General features: G+C 65.5%; 24 protein-coding genes and 1 other RNA gene. 6 read left to right on the top strand and 19 right to left on the bottom strand.

The window, feature by feature from the left end; translation table 11 throughout:
* Window positions 1-26 precede the first annotated feature (26 nt).
* Together HWW87_RS11120 and HWW87_RS11125 are read right to left on the bottom strand one after the other, a co-directional pair.
* Entirely contained in the window at window positions 27-680 is a 654-nt protein-coding gene (locus HWW87_RS11120) for a methionine ABC transporter permease (RefSeq protein WP_175820294.1), read from the bottom strand.
* A complete protein-coding gene (locus tag HWW87_RS11125) occupies window positions 670-1,704 on the bottom strand; it encodes a methionine ABC transporter ATP-binding protein (protein ID WP_174388303.1) in 1,035 nt (344 codons plus the stop codon). The genes HWW87_RS11120 and HWW87_RS11125 overlap by 11 nt, the downstream gene beginning before the upstream one ends.
* A gap of 217 nt (window positions 1,705-1,921) precedes the next feature.
* Between HWW87_RS11125 and HWW87_RS11130 the strand changes: the two genes are divergently transcribed.
* On the top strand, window positions 1,922-2,833 hold the full coding sequence (locus HWW87_RS11130) for an alpha/beta hydrolase (RefSeq protein ID WP_175820295.1): 912 nt from the start codon (window positions 1,922-1,924) through the stop codon (window positions 2,831-2,833).
* Between the two features lie 29 nt (window positions 2,834-2,862).
* On the opposite strand, the gene HWW87_RS11135 is transcribed toward HWW87_RS11130, so the two are convergent.
* Complete coding sequence (locus HWW87_RS11135; RefSeq protein ID WP_175820296.1) at window positions 2,863-3,786, bottom strand: histone deacetylase family protein; 924 nt, start codon at window positions 3,784-3,786, stop codon at window positions 2,863-2,865.
* Between the two features lie 43 nt (window positions 3,787-3,829).
* On the opposite strand from HWW87_RS11135, the gene mltB reads away from it, so the two are divergent.
* Window positions 3,830-5,173 carry a lytic murein transglycosylase B gene (gene mltB / locus HWW87_RS11140; RefSeq protein WP_175820297.1) on the top strand — a complete coding sequence of 448 codons (1,344 nt, stop codon included), beginning with the start codon at window positions 3,830-3,832 and terminating at the stop codon, window positions 5,171-5,173.
* A gap of 85 nt (window positions 5,174-5,258) precedes the next feature.
* On the opposite strand, the gene cysM is transcribed toward mltB, so the two are convergent.
* The 16 genes from cysM to gyrA all read right to left on the bottom strand — a co-directional run bounded on the left by cysM (window position 5,259) and on the right by gyrA (window position 23,008).
* A complete protein-coding gene (cysM, locus tag HWW87_RS11145) occupies window positions 5,259-6,161 on the bottom strand; it encodes a cysteine synthase CysM (protein WP_175820298.1) in 903 nt (300 codons plus the stop codon).
* Window positions 6,162-6,375: 214 nt separating this feature from the next.
* Window positions 6,376-6,723, bottom strand: coding sequence for a helix-hairpin-helix domain-containing protein (locus HWW87_RS11150; protein ID WP_175820299.1), 348 nt, complete (start codon window positions 6,721-6,723; stop codon window positions 6,376-6,378).
* A gap of 74 nt (window positions 6,724-6,797) precedes the next feature.
* Window positions 6,798-7,790 (bottom strand): ADP-glyceromanno-heptose 6-epimerase, encoded by a 993-nt coding sequence (gene rfaD, locus HWW87_RS11155; protein ID WP_175820300.1) that lies wholly within the window; start codon window positions 7,788-7,790, stop codon window positions 6,798-6,800.
* 63 nt (window positions 7,791-7,853) lie between these two features.
* Window positions 7,854-8,804, bottom strand: coding sequence for a D-glycero-beta-D-manno-heptose-7-phosphate kinase (gene rfaE1 / locus HWW87_RS11160; RefSeq protein ID WP_089499800.1), 951 nt, complete (start codon window positions 8,802-8,804; stop codon window positions 7,854-7,856).
* Between the two features lie 7 nt (window positions 8,805-8,811).
* Window positions 8,812-10,212 carry a UDP-glucose/GDP-mannose dehydrogenase family protein gene (locus HWW87_RS11165; protein WP_174433090.1) on the bottom strand — a complete coding sequence of 467 codons (1,401 nt, stop codon included), beginning with the start codon at window positions 10,210-10,212 and terminating at the stop codon, window positions 8,812-8,814.
* A 90-nt stretch (window positions 10,213-10,302) separates the two neighbouring features.
* Entirely contained in the window at window positions 10,303-11,475 is a 1,173-nt protein-coding gene (gene lapB / locus HWW87_RS11170; protein ID WP_174388310.1) for a lipopolysaccharide assembly protein LapB, read from the bottom strand.
* A gap of 53 nt (window positions 11,476-11,528) precedes the next feature.
* Window positions 11,529-11,822, bottom strand: coding sequence for a LapA family protein (locus HWW87_RS11175; RefSeq protein WP_012328123.1), 294 nt, complete (start codon window positions 11,820-11,822; stop codon window positions 11,529-11,531).
* Window positions 11,823-12,030: 208 nt separating this feature from the next.
* Complete coding sequence (locus tag HWW87_RS11180) at window positions 12,031-12,354, bottom strand: integration host factor subunit beta (protein ID WP_006486894.1); 324 nt, start codon at window positions 12,352-12,354, stop codon at window positions 12,031-12,033.
* Between the two features lie 22 nt (window positions 12,355-12,376).
* Complete coding sequence (rpsA, locus tag HWW87_RS11185; RefSeq protein WP_347879285.1) at window positions 12,377-14,107, bottom strand: 30S ribosomal protein S1; 1,731 nt, start codon at window positions 14,105-14,107, stop codon at window positions 12,377-12,379.
* A 124-nt stretch (window positions 14,108-14,231) separates the two neighbouring features.
* Window positions 14,232-14,918, bottom strand: a complete 687-nt coding sequence (cmk, locus tag HWW87_RS11190) for a (d)CMP kinase (RefSeq protein ID WP_174388313.1) — start codon at window positions 14,916-14,918, stop codon at window positions 14,232-14,234.
* 13 nt (window positions 14,919-14,931) lie between these two features.
* The gene (aroA, locus tag HWW87_RS11195) at window positions 14,932-16,236 is read right to left on the bottom strand and encodes a 3-phosphoshikimate 1-carboxyvinyltransferase (RefSeq protein WP_175820301.1); all 1,305 of its coding nucleotides are present in this window, start codon (window positions 16,234-16,236) and stop codon (window positions 14,932-14,934) included.
* A 13-nt stretch (window positions 16,237-16,249) separates the two neighbouring features.
* Window positions 16,250-17,176, bottom strand: a complete 927-nt coding sequence (locus tag HWW87_RS11200; RefSeq protein ID WP_175820302.1) for a prephenate dehydrogenase/arogenate dehydrogenase family protein — start codon at window positions 17,174-17,176, stop codon at window positions 16,250-16,252.
* A gap of 186 nt (window positions 17,177-17,362) precedes the next feature.
* A complete protein-coding gene (gene pheA, locus HWW87_RS11205; RefSeq protein ID WP_175820303.1) occupies window positions 17,363-18,445 on the bottom strand; it encodes a prephenate dehydratase in 1,083 nt (360 codons plus the stop codon).
* Between the two features lie 33 nt (window positions 18,446-18,478).
* Complete coding sequence (gene serC / locus HWW87_RS11210) at window positions 18,479-19,561, bottom strand: 3-phosphoserine/phosphohydroxythreonine transaminase (protein WP_175820304.1); 1,083 nt, start codon at window positions 19,559-19,561, stop codon at window positions 18,479-18,481.
* A 160-nt stretch (window positions 19,562-19,721) separates the two neighbouring features.
* Window positions 19,722-20,321: a DUF2059 domain-containing protein gene (locus HWW87_RS11215; RefSeq protein ID WP_006486966.1), complete on the bottom strand. Its 600-nt coding sequence runs from the start codon at window positions 20,319-20,321 to the stop codon at window positions 19,722-19,724.
* A gap of 83 nt (window positions 20,322-20,404) precedes the next feature.
* The gene (gyrA, locus tag HWW87_RS11220) at window positions 20,405-23,008 is read right to left on the bottom strand and encodes a DNA gyrase subunit A (RefSeq protein WP_175820305.1); all 2,604 of its coding nucleotides are present in this window, start codon (window positions 23,006-23,008) and stop codon (window positions 20,405-20,407) included.
* Between the two features lie 527 nt (window positions 23,009-23,535).
* On the opposite strand from gyrA, the gene ompA reads away from it, so the two are divergent.
* The 4 genes from ompA (at window position 23,536) to ssrA (ending at window position 26,169) form a co-directional block, all read left to right on the top strand.
* Window positions 23,536-24,204: an outer membrane protein OmpA gene (gene ompA, locus HWW87_RS11225; protein WP_006476579.1), complete on the top strand. Its 669-nt coding sequence runs from the start codon at window positions 23,536-23,538 to the stop codon at window positions 24,202-24,204.
* A gap of 152 nt (window positions 24,205-24,356) precedes the next feature.
* The gene (gene ubiG / locus HWW87_RS11230) at window positions 24,357-25,055 is read left to right on the top strand and encodes a bifunctional 2-polyprenyl-6-hydroxyphenol methylase/3-demethylubiquinol 3-O-methyltransferase UbiG (RefSeq protein ID WP_175820306.1); all 699 of its coding nucleotides are present in this window, start codon (window positions 24,357-24,359) and stop codon (window positions 25,053-25,055) included.
* 13 nt (window positions 25,056-25,068) lie between these two features.
* Window positions 25,069-25,782, top strand: a complete 714-nt coding sequence (gene gph, locus HWW87_RS11235; protein WP_175820307.1) for a phosphoglycolate phosphatase — start codon at window positions 25,069-25,071, stop codon at window positions 25,780-25,782.
* Window positions 25,783-25,799: 17 nt separating this feature from the next.
* Window positions 25,800-26,169, top strand: a transfer-messenger RNA (tmRNA) gene (ssrA, locus tag HWW87_RS11240).
* Window positions 26,170-26,243: the final 74 nt, after the last annotated feature.

Raw genomic sequence — 26,243 nt, forward strand, 5'->3', positions numbered from 1 at the left:
GTTTCCCCTATCGGATCGGTTTGGTCTTATTTGTGGCTCAGCCGGCGCACCAGCCAGTCGCCGAACGATTGCACGATCTGCACGAACACGATCAGGATCGCGACGACCGTCCACATCACTTCCGGCAGATAGCGCTGGTAACCGTAGCGGATGCCGAGATCGCCGAGCCCGCCGCCGCCGATCGCGCCCGCCATCGCCGAATAGCCGACCAGCGACACGAACGTGATCGTCAGGCCCGCGACGACGCCCGGCAGCGATTCGGGCAACAGCACCTTGAATACGATCTGCGACGTGGTCGCGCCCATCGATTGCGCGGCCTCGATCAGCCCGCGGTCGACCTCGCGCAGCGCCGTTTCGACGAGACGAGCGATGAACGGCGCGGCCGCGAGCGTCAGCGGCACGACCGCCGCGGCCGTGCCGATCGACGAACCGGTGACGAGCCGCGTGAACGGAATCACCGCGACCAGCAGGATGATGAACGGTGTCGAGCGAACAGCGTTCACGATGCCGCCGAGCGCGCGATTCACCGCGAGGTTCTGCAGCACCCCCTGGCGGTCGGTCAGGTAGAGCAGCACGCCGAGCGGCAGGCCGACGAGCGCGCCGACCGCCCCGGAGATGCCGACCATGATCAGCGTCTCCCAGAACGACTGCACGAACATATCGAACATCTCACTCAACATACGAAAGCTCCTCTACCACCACACCTTGCTCGCGCAGGAACGCGAGCGCCTGCCCGACCTTGCCCGGCTCGCCGCCCGCGAGCACCGCGAGCGAACCGAATGCCTGCCCCTGGATCTCGTCGATCTGGCCATGCAGGATGTTGAAATCGAGTTCGTACCGGCGGATCGTTTCCGACAGGATCGGCTGGTCGACACCCGAGCCGGTGAACGCGAGCCGCAGCAGATGCCCGCTGCCCGTCTTCAGCCGCTCGGCCACGCGCGCCTTCAGTGCGGGCGGCAGTTCCTGCGCGATCACGTCGCCGATCAGCGCGCGCGTCACTTCGTGATGCGGCTGCAGGAACACGTCGATCACGCGGCCTTCCTCGACCACGCGCCCCGCGTCGAGCACCGCGACGCGGTCGCAGACCTGCTTGATCACTTCCATCTGGTGCGTGATCAGCACGATCGTCAGGCCGAGCTCGCGGTTGATGCGCTTCAGCAGGTCGAGGATCGAACGCGTGGTTTCGGGATCGAGCGCGGACGTCGCTTCGTCCGACAGCAGCACCTTCGGCTGGCTCGCCAGCGCGCGGGCGATGCCGACGCGCTGCTTCTGCCCGCCGCTGATCTGCGCCGGATAGCGATCCTTCTGCGCGGACAGCCCGACCAGGTCGAGCAACGGCAGCACGGCGGCCTCGATGTCGGCACGGCTCGCGCCGGCCAGCTCGAGCGGCAGCGCGACGTTGTCGAACACCGTGCGCGACGACAGCAGGTTGAAGTGCTGGAAGATCATGCCGATCTCGCGGCGCGCCTCGCGCAGCGCACCGGCCGGCAGCAGCGTGAGATCGCGCCCGCCGACGACGACATTGCCTTCGGTCGGCCGCGTGAGCAGGTTGATGGTGCGCACGAGCGTGCTCTTGCCGGCGCCGCTTCGGCCGATGATGCCGAACACCTCGCCTTGCGGGATCGTCAGGTTGACGTTGTGCAGCGCTTCGACCCAGCCGCCCGGGCCGGGGAAACGCTGCGAAAGATTGCGTAATTCGATCATGTAAACAAAACGGCGGCCGGCCGGCGAGTTGGCCCGCCAGTCGGCCGCCGATGCATCTGGAATAGCCGGCGATTTTACCGCAAACCCCTCATTCCCCTTAATAATCGATTTCGATCTTTTCATAACCAGACGAAATTAGAGGAGCGCCGCCTGGCCCGCGCGGAAAGGCCGCGACTATGATCCGAACACACATGCCAACGAACCGGAGACACGCCAGATGAGCGCCACCACCACGCCGGCCGCCGCACCCGCCACCCCCGCCGGATCGGCGCCCGCGCCGCACATGGGCCGGCTGCGTACCGCGGACGGGCTCGAACTGGCGTCGTACCGCTGGCCGGCCGCCGATGGCACCGCGCCGCCGCGCGCGACGATCGCGCTGGTGCACGGCCTCGCCGAACACGCGGGCCGCTATGCCGCGCTCGCCGGCCGGCTGAACGCAGCCGGCATCGACGTGCTTGCGATCGATCTGCGCGGGCATGGCCAGTCGCCCGGCAAACGCGTGTGGGTCGAGCGTTTCGACGGCTACCTGAACGATGCGGATGCGCTGGTCGCCGAAGCCGCGCGCGGCGATGCGCCGCTGTTCCTGATGGGGCACAGCATGGGCGGCGCGGTCGCGGCGCTCTACGCGATCGAACGTGCACCGGCTCGCGGCCACGCGTTGACGGGCCTCGTGCTGTCGAGCCCGGCGCTTGCGCCCGGACGCGACGTGCCGCGCTGGATGCTCGCGGTCAGCCGCGTCATCAGCCGTGTGTGGCCCACTTTCCCCGCGATCAGGATCGATGCGGCGCTGCTGTCGCGCGATCCGGCCATCGTCGCGGCCAATCGCGCCGACCCGCTCGTGCATCACGACGCCGTGCCCGCACGCACCGGCGCGGAGATTCTCGACGCGATGGCGCGCATCGAGAACGGCCGCGGCGCGCTGCGCGTGCCGGTGCTCGTCTATCACGGCACCGAGGACAAGCTCACCGAACCCGACGGCAGCCGCGCGTTCGGCGCGCGCGTCGGCTCGCCCGATCGTACGCTGACGCTGTACGAAGGCGGCTTCCACGAAACGATGAACGATCTTGAACGCGACCGCGTGATCGACGCGCTGATCGCCTGGATTCACGCGCGCGTGCCCGCGCGCTGAGCGTGCCGGCCCGGCCGGTCAAGCGAGGATCAGATCCCGGCCAGCACGCGCAGGTGCGCGACGACGCTGCGCCCGAGCGCGGACAGGTTGTAGCCGCCCTCGAGGCAGCTGACGATACGGCCCTGCGCATGCCGGCGCGCCACGTCGACGATCTGCGCGGTCAGCCATTCGAAGTCGGCCTCGACGAGGCCGAGATTGCCGATGTCGTCCTCGCGATGCGCATCGAAGCCGGCCGACACGAACAGCATCTGCGGCTTGAACGCGTCGAGGCGCGGCAGCCAGAACATGTCGACGGCTTCGCGGATCGCCATCCCGTTGCTGCGTGCCGGCATCGGCAGGTTGACCATGTTCGGCGCCTGATGATCGGCACCCGAGAACGGGTACAGCGGATGCTGGAAGAAGCTGCACATCAGCACGCGCTCGTCGTTCGCGAACGCCGCCTCGGTGCCATTGCCGTGGTGCACGTCGAAATCGATGATCGCGACACGCTCGATGCCGTGTACGTCGAGTGCGTGCCGCGCGGCGATCGCGACGTTGTTGAAGAAGCAGAAGCCCATCGCGCGCGCGGGCTCCGCATGGTGGCCGGGCGGACGGACGCCGCAGAACGCATTCGCATAGCGGCCTTCGATCACCGCATCGGTCGCCGCGATCGCGGCGCCGGCCGCGCGCAGTGCCGCGCGCCACGTATCGCGGTTCATCAACGTATCGGGATCGATCTCGACGTAACCGTCGACCGGCGTCATGCTCCGGATGTAGTCGATGTGCGCCTGCGTATGCACGCGGCCCAGCGCGACCTCGCTCGCAAACGGCGCGGTTTCGTGCACGATCAGGTCGTCGATGCGGCTCGCAATCAGTTGATCCTGGATCGCCGACAGGCGGGCCGGACATTCCGGATGCCATTCCCCCATCTCGTGCAGCATGCAGTCGGGGTGCGTATAGAAAGCGGTTGCCATAAGCTGTCATCCGCGGCGCACGGTGCGTCGCAGGTCTCCCTCAATGATGTCCATCGTCTGCCGCGAATTCGCCGCTAACTTACCACAACGGGGGCCGACATCGGCCCGGCGCGCCGGATGCGTCGGGTATACTGCGCCGAACACAATCGCCCTGTCCGCCCGCTTCGACATGAATTCCAGCAAGCCTGCCGCCCTTCTCTCCGCGCTGTGCCGTGTTCGCGCTCCGCTCGTCGTCGCTGCCATCGCCGCGGCCCTCGGCACCGCGCCTGCCGTCGCGCAGACGCAGCCGGCGAAGCCCGCCGGCACGCTCGTCGCCCAGGCCCAGCCGCAGCAGCCGACATCGCAAGGCCAGACCTTCGAAGAGGAAATCGTTCCACAGCGTTACGCGAACAATGCGAAGGTCGACGCGTTCATCGACGAGATGGTGAGCCGCAACGGCTTCGATTCGGCGAGCCTGCATGCGCTGTTCTCGCGCATCAGCTACTCGGCGACGGCCGTCAAGCTCGTGAAGCCCGCACCGACGCCTTCGGTGAAGAACTGGCGCGTCTATCGCTCGCGCTTCATCGAGCCGATCCGCATCAACGCAGGCGTGAAGTTCTGGAAGGCGAACCAGGCAACGCTGCAGCGCGCATCCGAGCAGTTCGGCGTGCCGCCCGAGGTGATCGTCGGCATCATCGGCGTCGAAACCATCTATGGCCGCTACATGGGCAATTTTCGGGTGCTCGACGCGCTGACGACGCTCACGTTCGACTATCCGGACACGCCGAATCGCGACAGCCGCCAGGCCACGTTCCGCAAGAACCTCGAAGACTTCCTGGTCTGGACCCGCGACAACCAGCTCGACCCGACCACCGTGCTCGGTTCGTACACCGGCGCGATCGGGATTCCGCAGTTCCTGCCGAGCAGCATCCGCGAATATGCGGTCGACTTCGACGGCACGGGCCACGTCGATCTGCGCAGCAGTCCTGTCGATGCGATCGGCAGCGTCGCGAACTACCTGAAGCAGCACGGCTGGGAAACCGACCGCCCGGTGGTCTGGCAGATCACGCCCGACACGGGCAGCCTGGGCATCGCACAGGCCGCCGCCGACGGCCAGCCCGAACCGCACTGGGCGCTGTCGCAACTGCTGCGCGCGGGCATGACGCTGAACGAGCCGACGGTCAACATCACGACCGAAGCGGGCACGCCGGTGACGGTGGTCGACCTGCCGACGCCGGGGCGTGCGACCGAATACATGCTCGGCCTGAAGAACTTCTATGTGCTGACGCGCTACAACCGTAGTTTCTTCTACGCACTCACCGTGTACCAGCTCGGCGAGGCCGTGAAAGCGCAGATGGAGGCCACTGGCGCGCTGCAGCCCGCCGCCGACGACGCGCAGCCGCAGTAAGCACTGGCCACCCAAAGAAAAAGCGCCGCAGTTCACAGAACGCGGCGCTTTTTTTATCGATGCGCGAATCGCGCACCCCGCTCGCTCAGGCGGGAAACACGCCCGTGGACAGGTAGCGGTCGCCACGATCGCAGATGATGAACACGATCGTCGCGTTCTCGACCTGGCGCGCGATGCGCATCGCGACTTCGCATGCGCCGCCCGACGAAATGCCCGCGAAGATGCCTTCGACCGCCGCGAGCCGGCGCGTCATCGTTTCCGACGCAGCCTGGCTCACGCTCTCGACGCGGTCGACGCGGCTGCGATCGAAGATGGTCGGCATGTACGCTTCCGGCCACTTGCGGATGCCCGGAATACGCGAGCCGTCTTCCGGCTGCGCGCCGACGATCTCGATCGCCGGATTCTGTTCCTTCAGGTAGCGCGACGTGCCCATGATCGTGCCCGTCGTGCCCATGGCGGACACGAAGTGCGTGATGCGCCCGTCGGTGTCGCGCCAGATCTCCGGCCCCGTTCCTTCGTAGTGCGCGACGGGATTGTCGGGGTTGCCGAACTGGTCGAGGATCACGCCCTTGCCTTCGCGCTGCATCTGCTCCGCGAGGTCGCGCGCCAGTTCCATCCCGCCCTTCACCGGCGTCAGGATGATTTCGGCGCCGTAGGCCGCCATGCTCTGGCGGCGCTCGACCGACAGATCCTCCGGCATGATCAGCACCATCTTGTAGCCGCGGATCGCCGCGGCCATCGCGAGCGCGATGCCCGTGTTGCCGCTCGTCGCCTCGATCAGCGTATCGCCCGGCTTGATGCGACCGCGCGCCTCGGCCTTGCTGATCATCGACAGCGCCGGGCGATCCTTCACGGAACCGGCCGGATTGTTGCCCTCGAGCTTCGCGAGCACCACGTTGTTGCGGGCGCGAATCTCGTCGTCCGGCAGGCGGACCAGTTGCACGAGCGGCGTATTGCCGATCGTGTCTTCGATAGTTTTGTAAGCCATGGATATACCGTGAGTACGAGGCCGATCAATCGATCGATTGTAAACCAGCACCGGCACGCGCGCCGGCAACCCCATTGCGACGAAGGAATACGCGTGCCGCGCGGTTCGCGTTTCGCCGCGCACGCGGCCCCACGCAAAAAACCCGCGGCATGCCGCGGGAAGCCGTCGCAACGACGGCGGCTGAAGGAGCCCTTTGCCGGGTACGCGCGGCCCGTTATTTCTGCGCGGTGCGGGCCGGTGCGGCGGCCGGCTTCGCCGCCGCCGGCTTGCCTGCGGCCGGCGGCGTCGTGCCCGCGCCCGCCGCGGCACCGATCGTCAACCCTTCCTGCTGAAGCCGCTCGACGGTGTGCCCGCCCATGCCCTTCACGCGCGTGGCGAGATCGTCCGCATTCCTGAACGGACCGCGTGCGCCGCGCTCGTCGAGAATCGCCTTCGCCCGCGCCGGGCCGATGCCCTTGATGCCGACGAGCGCATCCTCGTTCGCGGTGTTGACGTCGACGGCCGCCCAGGCCGACGCCACTGCGCCGAGCATGACCGCTGCGGCAAACCATTTCCTGATCATGTGCTGGATCTCCGAAGAAAAACGGCCGGCGGCTGCCGACCGTGAGACCCAGTCTATCGATGCAACGCGCCGGTTTAAACCTGGCCGGATAGCCAACGAACGTAGCGGTCGACGCCTTCCTGCACGGTCAGGAACGCTGCGTCGTAGCCGGCCGCGCGCAGTTTCGTCTGGTCGGCCTGCGTGAAGCACTGGTACTTGCCGCGCAGCGCATCGGGGAACGGCACATATTCGATCAACCCCTGCTCGACCTGCTGCGCGAGCGTCAGCGGCAGCTGGTTGTCGAGCGCGCGCAGCGTGTTCACGACCGTCGATGCGATATCGTTGAACGGTTGCGCGCGGCCCGTGCCGAGATTGAAGATGCCCGACTTCTCCGGATGATCGAAGAAGAACAGGTTCACCTTGGTCACGTCCTCGACCGATACGAAATCGCGCGTCTGCTCGCCCGGCGCATAACCGTTGTACTCGCCGAACAGCTTCACCTTGCCTTCCGCGCGGAACTGGTTGAAGTTGTGGAACGCGACCGACGCCATGCGGCCCTTGTGCGTCTCGCGCGGGCCGTACACGTTGAAATACCGGAAGCCCGCGATCTGGCTCTTCGCGCTCGGCAGCACGCGACGGATCACCTGGTCGAACAGGAACTTCGAATAGCCGTACACGTTCAGCGGCGCCTCGACGTCGCGCTCCTCGACGAAACGCGTCGAGCCGCCGTAGATCGCGGCCGACGATGCATACAGGAACTGCGTGCCCTGCGCGAGGCAGGTATCGAGCACCGCGCGGCTGTAGCGGAAATTGTTGTCCATCATGTAGCGGCCGTCGGTTTCCATCGTGTCCGAACAGGCGCCTTCATGAAATACCGCGCGTACCTTGCCGAAATCGCCGCGCGCGAAGCGTTCGACGAATTCGGTCTTGTCGAGATAGTCGTCGATCTCGCAGTCGACGAGATTGCGGAACTTGTCCGCGCGCGTCAGGTTGTCGACAGCGATGATGCGCGTCTCGCCGCGCTCGTTGAGCGCCTTGACGATGTTCGCGCCGATAAAACCGGCTGCGCCGGTGACGATGAGGGTCATGATCGTCCTGCCTGAAAAGTGCGAGCCACCCGTGCGGCGCGCTCGTCGCGCCGCCGAATGCGCTCAGTGAAACAGTTCGTCGTAGTCCACCGTGGCCGTGCCGAGTTTGCCGACCACGATGCCTGCCGCGCGATTCGCGAGCACCACGGCGTCGACGAGCGGCACACCGGCGCCGAGCATCGTCGCGACCGTCGCGATCACGGTGTCGCCCGCGCCCGACACGTCGAACACTTCGCGCGCGAGCGCCGGCGCATGCAGTTCGCCGCCCGCGGAAAAGAGCGTCATGCCCTCTTCCGAACGCGTGAGCAGCAACGCGTCGATGCCGAGCTCCGCACGCAGATTCGCGACGCGCGCGCGCAGGTCGTCTTCCGATTTCCACTGCCCGACCACCTCGCGCAGTTCCGCGCGATTCGGCGTGATCAGCGATGCGCCGCGATAGCGGGCCCAGTCGTCGCCCTTCGGGTCGACCAGCACCGCCTTGCCGGCCGCACGCGCCTTCTCGATCATCGTCGTGACGTGCGTGAGGCCGCCTTTTGCATAATCCGACATCAGCACGACATCGTGCTGCGGCAGCAGCGCATCGAAACGCGCGAGCCCCGCGAGCAGCACCTCGTGCGTCGGCATCGCCTCGAAGTCGACGCGCAGCAGTTGCTGCTGGCGCGCGAGCACGCGCAGCTTGATCGTGGTCGGCAAGGCCGGATCGCGCTCGAGATGCGGCGTCACGCCGCTGCTGCCGAGCAGCTCGACGATCCGCTCGCCGGGCTCGTCGCAACCGACGACGCACAGCAGCCCGGCCTGGCCGCCGAGCGTCACGGCATTGCGCGCGACGTTGGCCGCACCGCCGAGCCGCTCCTCCTGACGCTGCACGTGCACGACCGGCACCGGCGCTTCAGGCGAAATGCGATCGACGTTGCCGAACCAGTAGCGGTCGAGCATCACGTCGCCGACGACGAGCACACGCGAGCGCGCGAGTTGCTCGCGCGGCACCGGAACGATTTCGCGAAGAGTATTCATCGTACGTTCAGCCACGGGAGAACGACTGGGGATCGACGTACGGCCGGCCGATCGCGTAGTAGTCGATGCCCAGTTCGGCCATCGCATCCGGCTCGTACAGGTTGCGCCCGTCGAAGATCACCGGCGCCTTCAGTTCGGCCTTCAGGCGCGTGAAATCGGGGCTGCGGAATTCCTTCCACTCGGTGACGATCACGAGTGCGTCCGCGCCCGTGACCGCGACGTCCTGCGTGTCGACGAGATGCAGTCGCGCCAGCGCGTCCGCATCGTCGCCGAAATCCAGCGCGAACACGCGCCGCGCTTCGTCGACGGCGACCGGATCGTACGCGCGCACGGTCGCACCGCGTTCGAGCAGCGCGGCGATCAGACGGCGGCTCGGTGCCTCGCGCATGTCGTCGGTGTTCGGCTTGAACGCGAGGCCCCACACCGCGAATTCGCGGCCCGTCAGGTCGGCGCCGAAGCGCTGCTCGATCTTGCCGATCAGCACGTCCTTCTGCGCATGGTTGGCGGCCTCGACGGCCTCCAGGATGCGCAGCGGCTGGCCGTTCTCGCCCGCGGTGCGGATCAGCGCCTGCACGTCCTTCGGGAAGCACGAGCCGCCGTAGCCGACGCCGGCATACAGGAAGTGATAGCCGATGCGCGGATCGGAGCCGATCCCGCGGCGCACGGCCTCGATGTCGGCGCCGACCTTGTCGGCGAGGTTCGACATCTCGTTCATGAACGAGATGCGCGTCGCGAGCATCGCGTTCGCCGCGTACTTTGCGAACTCGGCCGAACGCACGTCCATGTAGATCGTGCGCTCGTGGTTGCGGTTGAACGGCGCGTAGAGCTTCTTCATCTTCTCGCGCGCGATCGTGCCGGTTTCGTCGTCGTCGACGCCGATGATGATCCGGTCCGGGCGCATGAAGTCCTCGACCGCGGCGCCTTCCTTCAGGAATTCCGGGTTCGACACGACCGAGAAGCGATGCGCGACGCTGCCCGCGAGCCCGCGTGCGGCGAGCGCCTCGTCGACCACGCCGCACACGCGGCGCGCGGTGCCGACCGGCACCGTCGACTTGTCGACGATCACCTTGAAGCCCGTCATGTGGCGGCCGATGTTGCGCGCGGCCTCGAGCACGTATTGCAGGTCGGCCGAGCCGTCCTCGTCGGGCGGCGTGCCGACCGCGATGAACTGGATCTCGCCATGCGCGACGCTCGCCTCGATGTCGGTCGAGAAGCGCAGGCGCCCCGCCGTGCGGTTGCGCGCGATGATGTCCAGCAGCCCCGGTTCGTGAATCGGCATCCCGCCGTTGTTCAGGATATCGATCTTGCGCGGATCGACGTCGAGACAGAAGACGTCGTGACCGATCTCCGCGAGGCAGGCGCCCGTGACGAGGCCCACATAGCCGGTGCCGATGATGGTGATTTTCATAGATGTTCCGGTACTTCCCGGTAATTGACTAACTTGGCCGCCGGGACGAGCCCGGCGGCAGCCGCAGCGCGTTGGCTCCGCGTGCCGGGATCAGCCCGGCATCGCAGGTTCGACGCGGCGCGGCGCATAGGTTTCCCAGCCGCTGCATCCGGGGCACTGCCAGTAGAAGAGCCGCGCCCGGAAACCGCAATTCTGGCACGTATACCGTGGCAGATTTTTCGTGCGCTGCTTGATCAGCGCACGCATCATTTCAAGTTCCTTACGACGCGGTTCCTCGGCCGCCGCGATCTGCGCATCGAGCAGGTGCAGCATCCCCGACAGGTTCGGCGACTTTTCCATCTGCGTCCGCGCGAGCGTGTGCGCCGAATCCTGGCCGCGCAACCCGGCGATATGCTGATAGGCGATGTCGAGCAGGTCGTTCGACGGATAACGATCGACGTAGCCCATCAGCAACTCGGCGCCTTCGACGTTCTTGCCGAGCGCGACGTACGCCTTCATCAGCTTGTCGGCGACGAGCGGCAGATATGCCGGGTTCTGCGCTTCGACGCGCTTCCAGTGCTCGATCGCGGCCGCGTGGTCGCCCGCCGCTTCCGCCGCGTCGCCGGACAGGATCGTCGCACGGACGTTCTGCGGATTCACGGTCAGCGCAAGGCGCAACTGTTCGGCCGCTGCGTCGGCATGCTTGCGCTGCAGCGCGTCCTGCGCGAGTTCACAGTGAAACTGCGCAATTTCGGTGCCGAGCGGCTTGTCGCTCATCGATTCGATGCGTTTCGCGGTATCGATCGACTTGTTCCAGTCCTTCTCGATCTCGTAGATCGTCAGCAGCGCCCGCTGTGCGCCGAGCGCGTAATCGCCGTCCGCAAGCTTGTGGAACGCCTCTTCCGCGCGATCCAGCAAGCCGGCTTTCAGGAAATCCTGGCCCAGTTCGTACAGCGCGTGGTCGCGCTCGTTGACCGGCAGGTCGGTGCGGCTCAACAGGTTCTGGTGCACGCGGATCGCGCGGTCGGTCTCGCCGCGGCGGCGAAACAGGTTGCCGAGCGCGAAGTGCAGCTCGACCGTTTCGGGATCGAGCTTGGCCACCTCGATGAACGCATCGATCGCCTTGTCGGGCTGTTCGTTCAACAGAAAATTCAGGCCGCGAAAATACGAGCGCGGCAGGTTGGCACTCTCCGACAGGAGATTCTTCAGGTCATAGCGTGACGCCGCCCAACCGAGCGCGAACGCGACCGGAATCGCGAGCAACCACCAGAAATCCAGATCCATGCGAAATATCGAAGCAGAGACGAAAACCGCGCGATGATCGCGCGGCGTCCGGGTTAAATGACGGGCGGCATCGGCGGCTGGTCGATGACGGCAGGCGTTTCGCGCGCCGCACGCAGATCGCGCTTCAAACGCCCGTTCTCGAGACGCAGGCGGAAGATCGAAGGCAGCGCGGACAGCAGGCCGGCCAGCAGCCCCACGGCGAAGAATGCCAGGCCGATCAGGATCAGCGGCGCTTGCCATGCGTAGCCGGCAACGAAATTCAGCGTCGCGGTTTGTGTATTGGCCAGCGCAAGCACCAGCAGCAGGACGAACACCAATACCCGGATCAGCCAGACGATAAACTTCATGAAGCCCTCTCTTTGTTGAGGTTTGCCGCGGCGCGCGACTCCCCTGCGTCGCACCGAATCGACCCGTATTGTAAAGGAAGCGTTTCCGCGGCTGCGCACATCCTGTGCGCGGCGTCGCGCGTCGACTGCCGGAAATGAAAAAAGCGCCCGCAAGGGGCGCTTTTCTTTTCAGCCTTCGCCGGACAGGTTCCGGGCCACCGAACGACGCTCAACGCTCGTCGTCCGGATCGTCAGCCTTCAGCGGTTCACCGGCGCGGCCGTCGACGCGTTCACGCAATTCCTTGCCGGGTTTGAAGTGCGGCACGAACTTCTCGGGCACCTGCACTTTCTCCCCCGACTTCGGGTTGCGTCCGACGCGCGCCGGGCGACGATTGAGGCCAAAGCTGCCGAAACCCCGAATTTCAATGCGGTGCCCTTTCGCCAGGGCGTCGGACATCGCATCGAGCATCGTTTTCACCGCGAAATCCGCATCCTTGAGGACAAGTTGCGGAAATCGCGATGCCAGCTGCGCGACCAACTCGGATTTGGTCATACTTCAGCAGACCTCGTAAGGCTTACTGGTTCTGGCCGTCGAGCTTCGCCTTCAGCAGCGCGCCGAGGTTGGTCGTACCGGTCGCAGCAGCGCTGGAGTCCGACTGCAGGCCGCGGATCGCTTCCTGTTGTTCGGCCGAATCCTTCGCCTTGATCGACAGGTTGATGCCGCGCGACTTGCGATCGATGTTGATCACCATCGCGTTGACCTTGTCGCCTTCCTTCAGCACGTTGCGTGCGTCTTCGACGCGATCCTGTGCGATTTCCGATGCACGCAGGTAGCCTTCGATGTCGCCCGTCAGCGTGACGACCGCACCCTTCGCATCGACCGACTTCACGACGCCGTCGACGATCGAGCCCTTGTCGTTCATTGCAACGTAGTTGCTGAACGGGTCGCCTTCGAGTTGCTTGATGCCGAGCGAAATACGCTCCTTCTCGACGTCGATACCGAGCACGATTGCTTCGACTTCGTCGCCCTTCTTGTACTTGCGAACGGCTTCCTCGCCGGTTTCGCTCCACGACAGGTCCGACAGGTGGACCAGGCCGTCGATGCCGCCCGGCAGACCGATGAACACGCCGAAGTCGGTGATCGACTTGATTGCGCCCGTGATCTTGTCGCCCTTCTTGAAGTTGCGGCTGAAGTCATCCCACGGATTCGGCTTGCACTGCTTCATGCCGAGGCTGATACGACGACGGTCTTCGTCGATCTCGAGGACCATGACTTCGACTTCGTCGCCCAGCTGGACAACCTTCGACGGCGCAACGTTCTTGTTGGTCCAGTCCATTTCCGACACGTGGACGAGGCCTTCGATGCCCGATTCCACTTCGACGAATGCGCCGTAGTCGGTGATGTTCGTGACCTTGCCGAACAGGCGCGTGCCCGACGGGTAACGGCGCGAGATGCCTTCCCACGGATCGTCGCCCAGTTGCTTGATGCCCAGCGAGACGCGGTTCTTCTCTTGGTCGAACTTGAGGATCTTCGCGGTGACTTCCTGGCCAACCGACAGGACTTCGCTCGGGTGACGCACACGACGCCATGCGATGTCGGTGATGTGCAGCAGGCCGTCGATGCCGCCGAGGTCGACGAACGCGCCGTAATCGGTGATGTTCTTGACCACGCCGTTGACGATCGCGCCTTCCTTCAGCGTCTCGAGCAGCTTCGCGCGCTCTTCGCCTTGGGTTGCTTCGATCACTGCGCGACGCGACAGCACGACGTTGTTACGCTTGCGATCGAGCTTGATCACGCGGAACTCGAGCGTCTTGCCTTCGTACGGGGTCGTGTCCTTGACCGGACGCGTGTCGACCAGCGAACCCGGCAGGAACGCGCGGATGCCGTTGACCATCACGGTCATGCCGCCCTTCACCTTGCCGGTGATCGTGCCGGTGACGAGCTCGTTGTTGTCGAGCGCCTTTTCCAGCGACAGCCACGATGCAAGGCGCTTCGCCTTGTCGCGCGACAGGATCGTGTCGCCGTAGCCGTTTTCGAGTGCGTCGATCGCGACGGACACGAAATCGCCCGACTGCACCTCAACCTCGCCCTGATCGTTCAGGAATTCCTCGATCGGAATGTAAGCCTCGGACTTCAGGCCTGCATTGACGACCACGAAGTTGTGGTCGACGCGCACGACTTCGGCGGAAATCACTTCGCCGGCGCGCATGTCTTGGCGGGTCAGCGACTCTTCGAACAGAGCCGCAAAGGATTCGGTATTCGGGGTAGAGGTTTGCAGGTCGGACATAAAAATCTGATTGTGCATGGCTCGCTGTGCCACGCCGGCCGGAATGGCAGGCTGAAAGGGCCAGATCGAGGACCACACGGGGTTAAGGGTTCGAAACACGCTCCGCGCTTGCGACGCGGAGCACCTACCGCTGCCCGCCTTCTCAGGCGGGCTGGCCGAGCGCCCGGTACCACTGCAGCACCTGATCGACAGCTTCATCGACCGAAAGTGCCGACGTATCGAGCAACTCGGCATCTGCCGCAGGCTTCAGCGGCGCGGCTGCGCGATTGCTGTCGCGCGCATCACGTTCACGAAGATCCCGGAGCAAGTCATCTATATTAGCAGAAAAACCTTTTTGCATCAATTGCTTATGCCGTCTGGTCGCGCGTGCCTCGGCGCTGGCCGTCAGGAACACCTTCAGCACGGCGTCCGGGAAGATCACGGTGCCCATGTCGCGCCCGTCGGCGACGAGGCCCGGCGTCTTGCGGAACGCGCGCTGGCGCGCGACGAGCGCGGTGCGCACGGGGCCATGCACGGCAATGGCGGACGCGCGGTTGCCGACCGCTTCGGCACGAATGTCGTTCGACACGTCGACGCCGTCGAGCTGCGCGCAACCTTCACGGAACGTGATGTGCAGATCGTCGATCAGCTTCACCAGCGCGTCGATGTCTTCCGCGGCGACGCCGTAGCGTACGCTCGCGAGCGCGGCGAGCCGGTACAGCGCGCCGCTGTCGAGCAGGTGGAAGCCAAGGTGCGCGGCGACGAGCGCCGCGACGGTGCCCTTGCCGGAAGCGGTCGGGCCGTCGATCGTGATGACGGGAGTCGGGTGAAAGGGTCGGGTCGATTTCATCGGAACAGTCGGGTCAGGCTTTGGCGAGCGCGGCGAAGCGGTCGAAATAGTCGGGGAACGTCTTGCCGACGCACTTCGGATCGTTGATCCGCACGGGCACGCCGCCCAGGCTGACGAGCGAGAAGCACATCGCCATCCGATGATCGTCGTACGTATCGATCGCCGCGTTCGGCGTGAGCTTTTCCGGCGGCGTGACGACGAGATAGTCGGGGCCTTCCTCGACGATCGCGCCGACCTTGCGCAGCTCGGTCGCCATCGCGGCGATGCGGTCCGTCTCCTTCACGCGCCAGCTCGCGATGTTGCGCAGCGTGCTCGTGCCGTTCGCGAACAGCGCCGCGACCGCGATGGTCATCGCCGCATCGGGAATCAGGTTGAAATCCATGTCGATCGGCTCGAGCTTGCCGTGATCGTGGCCGATGCCGCGCACGTCGATCCAGTCGTCGCCCATCGTCACGTTCGCGCCCATCTGCATCAGCGCATTCGCGAAGCCGACGTCGCCCTGGATGCTCGCCCGCCCCACGCCCTCGACCCGCAGCGGGCCGCCGCCGAGCGCGCCGGCCGCGAGGAAGTACGACGCGGACGACGCGTCGCCCTCGACCATGATCCGCCCCGGCGACTTGTAGCGGACGCCGGCCGGCACGACGAAGCGCTGCCAGCCGTCGCGCTCGACGGTCACGCCGAAGCGCGCCATCAACCGGATCGTGATGTCGATGTACGGCTTCGAGATCAGCTCGCCGTCGACTTCGACGACGGTCCTGCCGTCCTTCGCCTTCACGAGCGGCAGCGTCATCAGGAGCGCGGTGAGGAACTGGCTCGACACGTCGCCGCGCACGCGGATCGGCGCATCGACCGAAATCGTCGCCGGTTTGATCCGCAGCGGCGGGTAGCCTTCGTTCAGCTCGTAGTCGATCTCCGCGCCGATCTGGCGCAAGCCGTCGACGAGATCGCCGATCGGCCGCTCGTGCATGCGCGGCACGCCGTGCACGCGATAGTCGCCGCCGTTCACCGCGAGCGCCGCGGTCAGCGGCCGAACGGCCGTGCCCGCGTTGCCGAGGAACAAGTCGGCCGTCTTCGCGGTGAACGCGCCGCGCGTGCCGGTGACGACACAGGTGTCGCCGTCGCGCGCGAGCTTCACGCCGAGCTTGCCGAGTGCGTCGAGCATCACGCGCGTGTCGTCGGAGTCGAGCAGGTTGGTGATCGTCGTTTCGCCTTCGGCGAGCGCCGCGAGCAGCAGCACGCGGTTCGAAATGCTCTTCGAGCCGGGCAGGCGCACGGTGCCCGATGCGCTGGAGTATGGGCCGAGATCGAGGTAGTCCATAGGAATCGTCCTGTTATTTCTTGACCAGTTCGGCAGCGGGCGTGCCGCCGCGTTCCTGCCATGCGTTGCGCGCGGCGCGCGAGCGCGTGAAGACGGCTTCGAGCGCCGCGCCGTCGCCGGCGTCGATCGCCGCGCGCAACCGCGTGAGCACGCGCGTGTAGCCGTCGAGTTCGTCGAGCAGCGCCGCGCGATTCGCGACGCACACGTCGCGCCACATTTCCGGGTTCGACGCGGCGATGCGCGTGAAATCGCGAAAACCGCCGGCCGCGTACGAGAATTTCAGTTCCGCGTCGGCCTCGCCGAGAATCTGCTCGACGAGCGCGAACGACAGCACGTGCGGCAGATGGCTGATCGACGCAAAGACGCGATCGTGCTGTTCGGTGCTCATCGTGCGCACGTCGGCGCCGGTCGCGCGCCACATCGCGTCGATCCGGGCCACCGCTTCGGGCGCGTTCTCCGGCAGCGGGCACAGCACGACGTTGCGGCCGACGTAGAGATCCGGCAACGCAGCCTCGACGCCGCTCGACTCGCGCCCGGCGATCGGATGACCCGGCACGAACTGCGCGATCCGCGCGCCGAGCGCGTCGCGCGCAGCCGCGACGACATCGGACTTGGTGCTGCCCGCATCGGTGACGATCGTCGCGCCGTCGAGCCATGGCGCAATGCGCGCGAGCAACGGGCCCGTCTGCGCGACGGGCGCGGCGAGCAAGACGAGATCGGCGCCGGCAAGGGCGTCGCGCAACTGCGCGTCGTCGTCGAGCGCCGCCGCGCGGTCGATCACGCCGAGCGACAGCGCGCGCTCGACCGACGCGCGCGAACGGCCCACGCCGACGATCTCGCCCGCGCCGCCCGTCGCGCGCTCGCGCAGCGCGCGGGCCAGCGATCCGCCGATCAGGCCGACGCCGAAGATGACCAGTTTGTTGAATGCAAAGCCTGACACGACAAGAGCCAAGTTACGCGCGCGAAACGACGCCCCGCACGCGGAATTCCAGATTCCGGGCAACGGGCCCGCACCCGGCGCAACCTGCGCCGGATACTGCCCGAACCCGCCTTCGGCAGCGCCGACCGGCCTGCCCTGCCCGCCCGGTCGCCACGCCTGCGCAAGCAGGCGCTGGACCGCCGCGCGTCAGCGTGCGCGCGGATACGAACCGAGTATCTTCAGGAACGCGGCCTTCTGGCCGAGTTCCGCCAGCGCGGCCGCCACCGCCGCATCGTCGCGGTGCCCTTCGATGTCGATGTAGAAGTAGTACTCCCACGTGCCGACGCGCGCCGGACGCGACTCGAAGCGCGTCATCGACACGCCGTGCCGCGCGAGCGGCTCGAGCAGCTTGAACACGGCGCCCGGCTCGTTCTTCACCGACACGATCAGCGACGTCTGGTCGTGACCGCTCTGGCCGGCCAGCTGCTTGCCGACGATCACGAAGCGCGTGCGGTTGTGCGGATCGTCCTGGATCAGCGAAAACGCGATCTGCAATCCATAGTGTGCGGCCGCGCGGTCGCCCGCGATCGCAGCGACGGTCGGATCGGCCGCCGCGAGGCGCGCGGCCTCCGCGTTGCTCGCCACGGCTTGCCGCTCGAGCTGCGGCGCATTCGCCGCGAGCCACTGCTGGCATTGCGCGAGCGCTTGCGCATGCGCGCAGACACGCTTCACGCCGTCGAGCGTGCCGCCCTGCGTGAGCAGGTTGTGATGGATGGGCAGCGCAAGCTCGCCGCTGATCACCAGCTGGGTCTGCAGCAGCAGGTCGAGCGTGCGCGATACGGCGCCTTCGGTCGAATTCTCGACCGGCGCGATGCCGAACGCGGACGCACCGGCCTCGACCGAGCGGAACACCTCGTCGATCGACGGGCACGGCAGCCCTTCGATCGACTGGCCGAAATACTCGAGCATCGCCTGTTCGCTATACGTGCCGACCGGCCCGAGGAACGCGACGTGGATCGTCTGCTCGAGCGCGCGGCTCGCCGCCATGATCTCGCGCCAGATGGCGCTGATGTGCTCGCTCGCGAGCGGCCCGGCGCTCATGTCCTGCAGCCGCGCGATCACCTGCAGCTCGCGCTCCGGCCGGAACACCGGCGCGTTGAAATGCTTCTTGACCTCGCCCACCTCCAGCGCCACCGCGGCGCGCTGGTTCAGGAGCGTGATCAGCTGCGCGTCGATCGCGTCGATGCGGTCGCGCAGCGGTTTCAGGCGGGAATTCAGTTCGTCGTCCATGCGTTTTGCCGTGCTGTTTGAACAACGCCGCCGTCAGGCGCCGCGCTGCTCGAAGTCCTTCATGTACTCGACGAGCGCCTTCACGCCCTCGAGCGGCACCGCGTTGTAGATCGACGCCCGCATGCCGCCGACGGACTTGTGGCCCTTCAGCTGCAGCAGCCCGCGCGCCTTTGCGCCGGCAAGGAAGTCTTCGTTGCGCGTTTCGTCGGCCAGGAAAAACGGCACGTTCATCCGCGAACGTGCTGCCGGCTCGACCTTGTTCAGATAGAAACTGCTCGCGTCGATCGTGTCGTAGAGCAGCTTCGATTTTTCGATATTGCGGGCCTCGATCGCTTCGAGGCCGCCCTGCCGCTTCAGCCACTGGAACACGAGGCCCGCGACGTAGATCGCGTAGGTGGGCGGCGTGTTGTACAGCGAGTTGTTCTCGGCAATGGTTTTCCATTCGAACGCGGACGGGCAGATCGACAGCGCGCGATCGAGCAGATCCTCGCGCACGATCACGACCGTCACGCCGGCCATCCCGATGTTCTTCTGCGCGCCGCCGAACAGCACGCCGTACTTCGCGACGTCCATCGGGCGCGACAGGATGTGCGACGAGACATCGGCGACGAGCGGCACGTCGCCGAGATCGGGGATCTCGAACGTCTCGACGCCGTCGATCGTCTCGTTGGTGCACAGATGCACGTAGGCTGGATCGTCCGACAACTGCCACTCGGCACGCGTGGGCGCACGCGTGAAGCCGTCCTCCGTCTTGCCGCTCGCGGCCAGATGCGGCGTGCCGTATTTCTTCGCCTCATTGAACGACTTCTGCGACCACGAACCCGTCACGACGAAGTCGGCCGTCTTGCGCGAGCCGAGCAGGTTCATCGGCACGATCGCGTTCTCGGCAATGCCGCCGCCCTGCAGGAACAGGATCCGGTGGCTCGCCGGCACGCCGAGCAGGTCGCGCAGGTCGGTGAGCGCCGCCTCGTGGATCGACATGAACTCCTTGCCGCGATGGCTCATCTCCATCACGCTCATGCCGCTGCCGTGCCAGTCGAGCATTTCGTCGGCGGCCTGCCGCAACACTTCCTCGGGCATCGCCGCGGGGCCGGCGGAGAAATTAAAGACGCGCATCGTGAAAACCTCAGGAGGGACGCGACCGGCTTGCCGCCGGCAGAAAGAACCGCGCCAGAAAAGAAATGGCCGCTTGCGCTCGCGCGCAAACGGCCATTATCGCACTGTCGTCAGGCTCCCGCCAAACCCGGCCGAACGGCCGGGGGCGCGCCCGGACAGCTTACTTGCCCGGCTTGACTGCTGCGACTTCCTTGTCAGCCTGCGTACGCGTTGCCTGGATCGCTTGCGGCATGTACTTCTGCATCAGGCCGTTGACCACGTCGCGACCGACCTGATCCTGAACCTGGATGAACTTGCGGCCCGTCGGGCTCTTGTAGAACGTCGTCAGATCCTTGATCTCCGACGTGCTGTAGTACTTCGCGTAGGCGTCGTACTGAGCCGACATCGCGTCGCTCTGGAACTGTTGCGTGCCGAACACCTTGCCTGCGCCGTCGACCAGCTTCGGCACCGCGTTCTTCTGCAGCGTCGGAACGGCAGCCTGCTTCTGCTTGTCGTTCAGCGTCTTGTTTTCCGACAGCGCGTCCGACAGGATGGCCGGCACGAGCTGTTTGGCCTGCATTTCGGCGCTGTTGCCGATTGCCGACACGAGCTTCGGCGCGTCGATCGCGTCGAGCAGATCCTTGATCGCTGCCTTCTTGTCGGCGTCGATCGGCGCAGCTGCCGCCGGAGCAGCCGGTGCGGAATTCGACAGCGCCTGCGCCATCGCGAACGTCGGCACCAGTGCAGCCAGCAGAACCAGTTGCTTGAATTGCTTTTGCATCATCACTCCCTTTTGGAAATATGAATGGTTGCTCGCCGGCCGCGGCGCTTTTCGCCCGCGGCGGCCAGAGTCTCATCCGTTCTTCAGGCTTCGCCGTCCGACGCCTCGTCGGCCTCGCCCTCTCCCTCTTCGGCCTCCGCAATCTGCTGCAGGCCAGAGAGCTTGGTACCCTCATCGAGACTGATGAGTGTAACACCTTGCGTGGCGCGCCCCATCTCGCGTATCTCGGAAACACGGGTGCGAATCAACACGCCGGCCGTCGTGATCAGCATGATCTGATCCTCGGGGTCGACGAGCGTGGCGGCTACGACCTTGCCGTTGCGCTCGGACGTCTGAATCGCGATCATGCCCTTCGTGCCGCGGCCATGGCGCGTGTACTCGGTGATCGGCGTGCGCTTGCCGTAGCCGTTTTCGGTGGCGGTGAGCACGGTCTGCTCCTCGCTGCCCGCGACCAGCAGCGCGATGACCTGCTGCCCGTCCTCGAGCTGCATGCCGCGCACGCCGCGCGCCTCGCGCCCCATCGGGCGCACGTCGTTCTCGTCGAAACGCACGGCCTTGCCGGAGTCCGAGAACAGCATCACGTCGTGCGCGCCGTCGGTGATCGACGCGCCGATCAGGTAGTCGCCGTCGTCGAGACCGACCGCGATGATGCCCTTCTTCATCGGGCGGCTGAATGCTTCGAGCGGCGTCTTTTTCACGGTACCGAGCGACGTCGCCATGAAGATGAACTTGTCGGCCGAGAATTCCTTGACCGGCAGCACGACGTTGATCTTCTCGCCTTCCTGCAGCGGGAACATGTTGACGATCGGGCGGCCGCGCGAGTTGCGCGAACCCTGCGGCACTTCATAGACCTTGACCCAGTACACGCGGCCGCGGTTCGAGAAGCACAGGATGTAGTCGTGCGTGTTCGCGATGAAGAGCGTCTCGATCCAGTCGTCTTCCTTCATCTGCGTCGCCTGCTTGCCACGGCCGCCGCGCTTCTGCGCGCGGTACTCGGACAACGGCTGCGACTTCACGTAGCCCGCGTGCGACATCGTGACGACCATGTCCTGCGGCGTGATCAGATCCTCGGTGTTCAGCTCGGTCGCGTTCAGCTCGATCTTCGAGCGGCGCGCGTCGCCGAATTCGGCCTTCACCGACGTCAGCTCCTCGCCGATCATCGTCGTGATCCGCTCGGGGCGGGCAAGGATGTCCAGCAGGTCGGCGATCTGCGCCATCACTTCGCGGTACTCGCCGATGATCTTGTCCTGCTCGAGACCGGTCAGGCGCTGCAGACGCATCTGCAGGATTTCCTGCGCCTGGGTGTCGGACAGGCGATACAGCCCGTCGGTCTGCATCCCGAATGCCGGGTTCAGGCCTTCCGGACGGTACGCGGAGCGGCCGCCGGCCGCCGCGTTCTCGCTCTCGGCGCGCGTCAGCATGTCGCGCACGAGCGACGAATCCCACGGCTTCGCCATCAGTTCCTGCTTCGCGATCGGCGGCGTCGGCGCGGCCTTGATGATCGCGATGAACTCGTCGATGTTCGCGAGCGCGACCGCGAGACCTTCGAGCACGTGGCCGCGTTCGCGGGCCTTGCGCAGTTCGTAGATCGTGCGGCGCGTCAGCACTTCGCGTCGATGCGACAGGAAGCACTGCAGGATTTCCTTCAGGTTCAGCAGCTTCGGCTGGCCGTCGACCAGCGCGACCATGTTCATGCCGAACGTGTCCTGAAGCTGCGTCGCCTTGTACAGGTTGTTGAGCACCACTTCCGGCACTTCGCCGCGCTTGAGCTCGATCACGACGCGCATGCCGCTCTTGTCGGACTCGTCGCGAATGTCGGAGATGCCTTCGAGCTTCTTCTCGTTGACGAGCTCGGCGATGCGCTCGAGCAGCGAGCGCTTGTTCACCTGGTACGGCAGCTCGTCGACGATGATCGCCATCCGCTGGCCGCGGTCGATCTCCTCGAAGTGCGTGGCCGCGCGCATCACGACGCGGCCGCGCCCGGTGCGGTAGCCGTCGCGCACGCCGGCGACGCCGTAGATGATGCCGGCCGTCGGGAAGTCCGGCGCCGGGATGATCTCGATCAGCTCGTCGATCGTCGCTTCCGGGTTGCCCAGCAGATGCTGGCACGCGTCGACGACTTCGTTCAGGTTGTGCGGCGGGATGTTGGTCGCCATGCCGACCGCGATGCCCGACGAGCCATTGATCAGCAGGTTCGGAATGCGCGACGGCAGGACCGACGGCTGCGTTTCGTTGCCGTCGTAGTTCGGCTCGAAATCGACCGTTTCCTTGTCGATGTCGGCGAGCAGCTCGTGACCGATCTTCGCCATGCGAATTTCGGTGTAACGCATCGCCGCGGCATTGTCGCCGTCGATCGAGCCGAAGTTGCCCTGCCCGTCGATCAGCATGTAGCGCAGCGAGAAGTCCTGCGCCATCCGCACGATCGTGTCGTAGACCGCAGTATCGCCGTGAGGGTGATATTTACCGATCACGTCACCGACGATACGCGCCGATTTCTTGTACGCGCGGTTCCAGTCGTTGTTCAGTTCGTGCATCGCGAACAATACGCGCCGGTGCACGGGCTTCAGGCCATCGCGGACATCCGGAAGGGCACGTCCGACGATCACGCTCATCGCGTAATCGAGATACGAACGGCGCATTTCCTCCTCTAGGGAGGTGGGCAGGGTCTCTTTGGCGAATTGATCCATGTATCCGTATCGTTTCGGAGCGAAGACGGCGAACGCCTTTCGCGTGGGCGCTGCATGCGCAACGCAACGCGAGATTCTAACATGCGCCCATCAGCCGCCAATCCGCCTCCCCCACTATATGTAAACAGCAAAAATCGCGGCAGCAGCGAATCGGCCGAAATCGCGCGCGACTCGACGTCGCACGCGATCGCCTTCGCCGTGTTTCATGCGCGCGAGGAACCAACGGCATGCAATCGCGCAATTTCCCGGCCACGCCCTTGACAATCTCTAAAAGTTACGGCAGGCCGGTGTTGCGCATGCACCACAAAGTTGAAGCGATCTTGGGGTGGGGAGGATTTTTTTTCGTAGGAAGGGAACGATATGGCAAAATGCCAACGCACTGGAAGTTAGACGCTGCTCGAAGTCTACACAGAGCGGTGCCGCGTTTTTTGTGCCGCACCAATGTTATACTTCGAGCAATGTATGACTTGTCACTGTCAACAGGCTCGCAGTAAACCTGCGGTAATCTCAATTTCGAGAGGAGAAATATGAATAAACTTTCAAAGCTCGCGTTCATTGCAGCTACCGCAGTTATGGCTGCATCCGCTTCGGCACAGTCGGTGCCGGCGTCGCGTCAAGCCGTCAATGACAACTGGGTGAACGGCACGGGCGAATGGGTGTGGATGAACGGCACGAACGAGCTCTGCTGGCGCGATGCGTTCTGGACGCCGGCCACCGCCAACGCGAAGTGCGATGGCGCACTGGTCGCCCAGGCACCGCAGCCGCCGGTCGCTCCGGTCGCTCCGGCCATCACGAGCCAGAAGATCACGTATCAAGCTGACGCACTGTTCGACTTCGACAAGGCAACGCTCAAGCCGCTGGGCAAGCAAAAGCTGGACGAACTGGCTTCGAAGATCGAAGGCATGAACACGGAAGTGGTCGTCGCAACGGGCTACACGGACCGCATCGGTTCGGACAAGTACAACGACCGTCTGTCGCTGCGCCGTGCGCAAGCCGTGAAGTCGTACCTGGTCAGCAAGGGTGTGCCGGCCAACAAGATCTACACGGAAGGCAAGGGCAAGCGCAACCCGGTTACGACTGGCTGCAACCAGAAGAACCGCAAGCAACTCATCGCCTGCCTCGCACCGGATCGCCGCGTGGAAGTCGAAGTGGTTGGTACGCAGCAAGTGCAGAAGACGACCGTTCCGGCAAACTAAGCCGCGGTTTTCGACTGCTTCAAAGCCCCGCTCCGGCGGGGCTTTTTCATTGACGCCCGTCCAGGCGCTCGCTGGCCTCGTCGTCCGCCCGCTTATATACTCGGGGCTGACGCACCGACGCACAGCCCTCCTCTCGTAGCCCGTTTGCCGACATGACCAACGCCGATCCGCACGAACTCCAGAAATTCAGCGACCTCGCCCACCGGTGGTGGGATCCGAATGCCGAATTCAAACCGCTGCACGACCTGAACCCGGTCCGGCTCGGCTGGATCGACGCGCATGCGCACCTGGCCGGCAAGCGTGTGCTCGACATCGGCTGCGGCGGCGGCATCCTGTCCGAATCGATGGCCGGGCTCGGCGCGCAGGTGAAAGGCATCGACCTGTCGACCGAAGCGCTCGGCGTTGCCGATCTGCACAGCCTCGAAAGCGGCATTTCGGTCGAATACGAGGCGATCGCCGCCGAAGCGATCGCCGCACGCGAACCGGGCACCTACGACGTCGTCACGTGCATGGAGATGCTTGAGCACGTGCCGTCACCCGGCGATATCGTGGCCGCGTGCGCGACGCTCGTGAAGCCGGGCGGCTGGGTGTTCTTCTCGACGCTGAACCGCAACCTGAAGTCCTACCTGTTCGCGGTGATCGGCGCGGAATACATCGCACAAATGCTGCCGAAGGGCACGCACGATTACGCGCGCTTCATCCGCCCGTCGGAACTGGCCGGCTTCGTGCGGGCAACGGATCTGCACATCGCCGAGATCAAGGGCATCACGTATCACCCGATCGGCAAGCGCTTCGCGCTGTCGAACGACACCGACATCAACTATCTCGTCGCGTGCCGCCGCGGCGCGTGACCTTCCAACCGGCATGACGACTCCCCTTTCGACCGCGCGGATCGCAGACGAACCGCGCCTGCTGCACTGCGATGCGGTCCTGTTCGATCTGGACGGCACGCTCGCCGACACGGCGCCCGATCTCGCGGCAGCCGTCAACAAGATGCAGCGCGGACGCGGCCTGCCCGAAACGTCGCTCGACGTGTTGCGGCCGCTGGCCTCGGCCGGCGCGCGCGGCCTGCTCGGCGGCGCGTTCGGCATCGATCCGCACACGCCTGGCTACGAAGCGATGCGCGACGAGTTCCTGGCCAACTACGCGGCCGACCTCTGCGTGCATACGACGCTGTTCCCCGGCATCGGCGACGTGCTCGACGAACTCGATGCGCGCGGCGTGCGCTGGGGCATCGTCACGAACAAGGCGATGCGGCTCACGGCACCGCTCGTCGAGCTGCTCGGTCTCGCGCCGCGCGCCGCCTGCATCGTCGGGGGCGACACAACGCCGCACCCGAAGCCGCATCCGGCCCCGCTGCTGCATGCGGCCGACCAGTTGACGCTCGCGCCCGCGCGCATCGTCTACGTCGGCGACGACCTGCGCGACATTCAGGCCGGCAGCGCCGCCGGCATGGCCACCGTGGCAGCCGCGTACGGCTATTGCGGCGATGGCGTTGCGCCGGCCGACTGGCAGGCCCAGCACCTCGTCGACACGACGCAGGAACTGCGGGACCTGCTGCGCGATGTTGGGCTATAATGTTTAATCTTATCCGCGGGGGCGACCTGGTTTCGACAGGGGTTGTGAAGCGGCTAGGGCATGTCGAGGACCCGTCACCTCGTTAATCAATGGGAAAATCGTAACTGCAAACGACGATACGTTCGCACTGGCAGCCTAACGGCCGCCGTCCTCTGCCTAGTTCACTGACGGGCTAGTGTCGCAAGACCGGTAGCAATACCGCCAGAGGTCATTTACGTCAGTTAAGCCCTGTCGGCGTCGCGACGCCAGGGTCGAAAATTTAGCGAATCGCCGTAGTGCAGCGTGTTCGTCCGCGTCGCTGCGGTTAAATCAAAAGACTGGACTAAACATGTAGAACTAGTCGTGGAGCGCTTCTGGACGCGGGTTCGATTCCCGCCGCCTCCACCAAATTCCGCGCTCGTCGCACGAACCCCGCATGACGCAAGTCTGCGGGGTTTTTTGTTGCCGGCGAAACGCACACC

This window comes from Burkholderia sp. BCC0419 (assembly GCF_902830285.1).
Classification (GTDB): domain Bacteria; phylum Pseudomonadota; class Gammaproteobacteria; order Burkholderiales; family Burkholderiaceae; genus Burkholderia.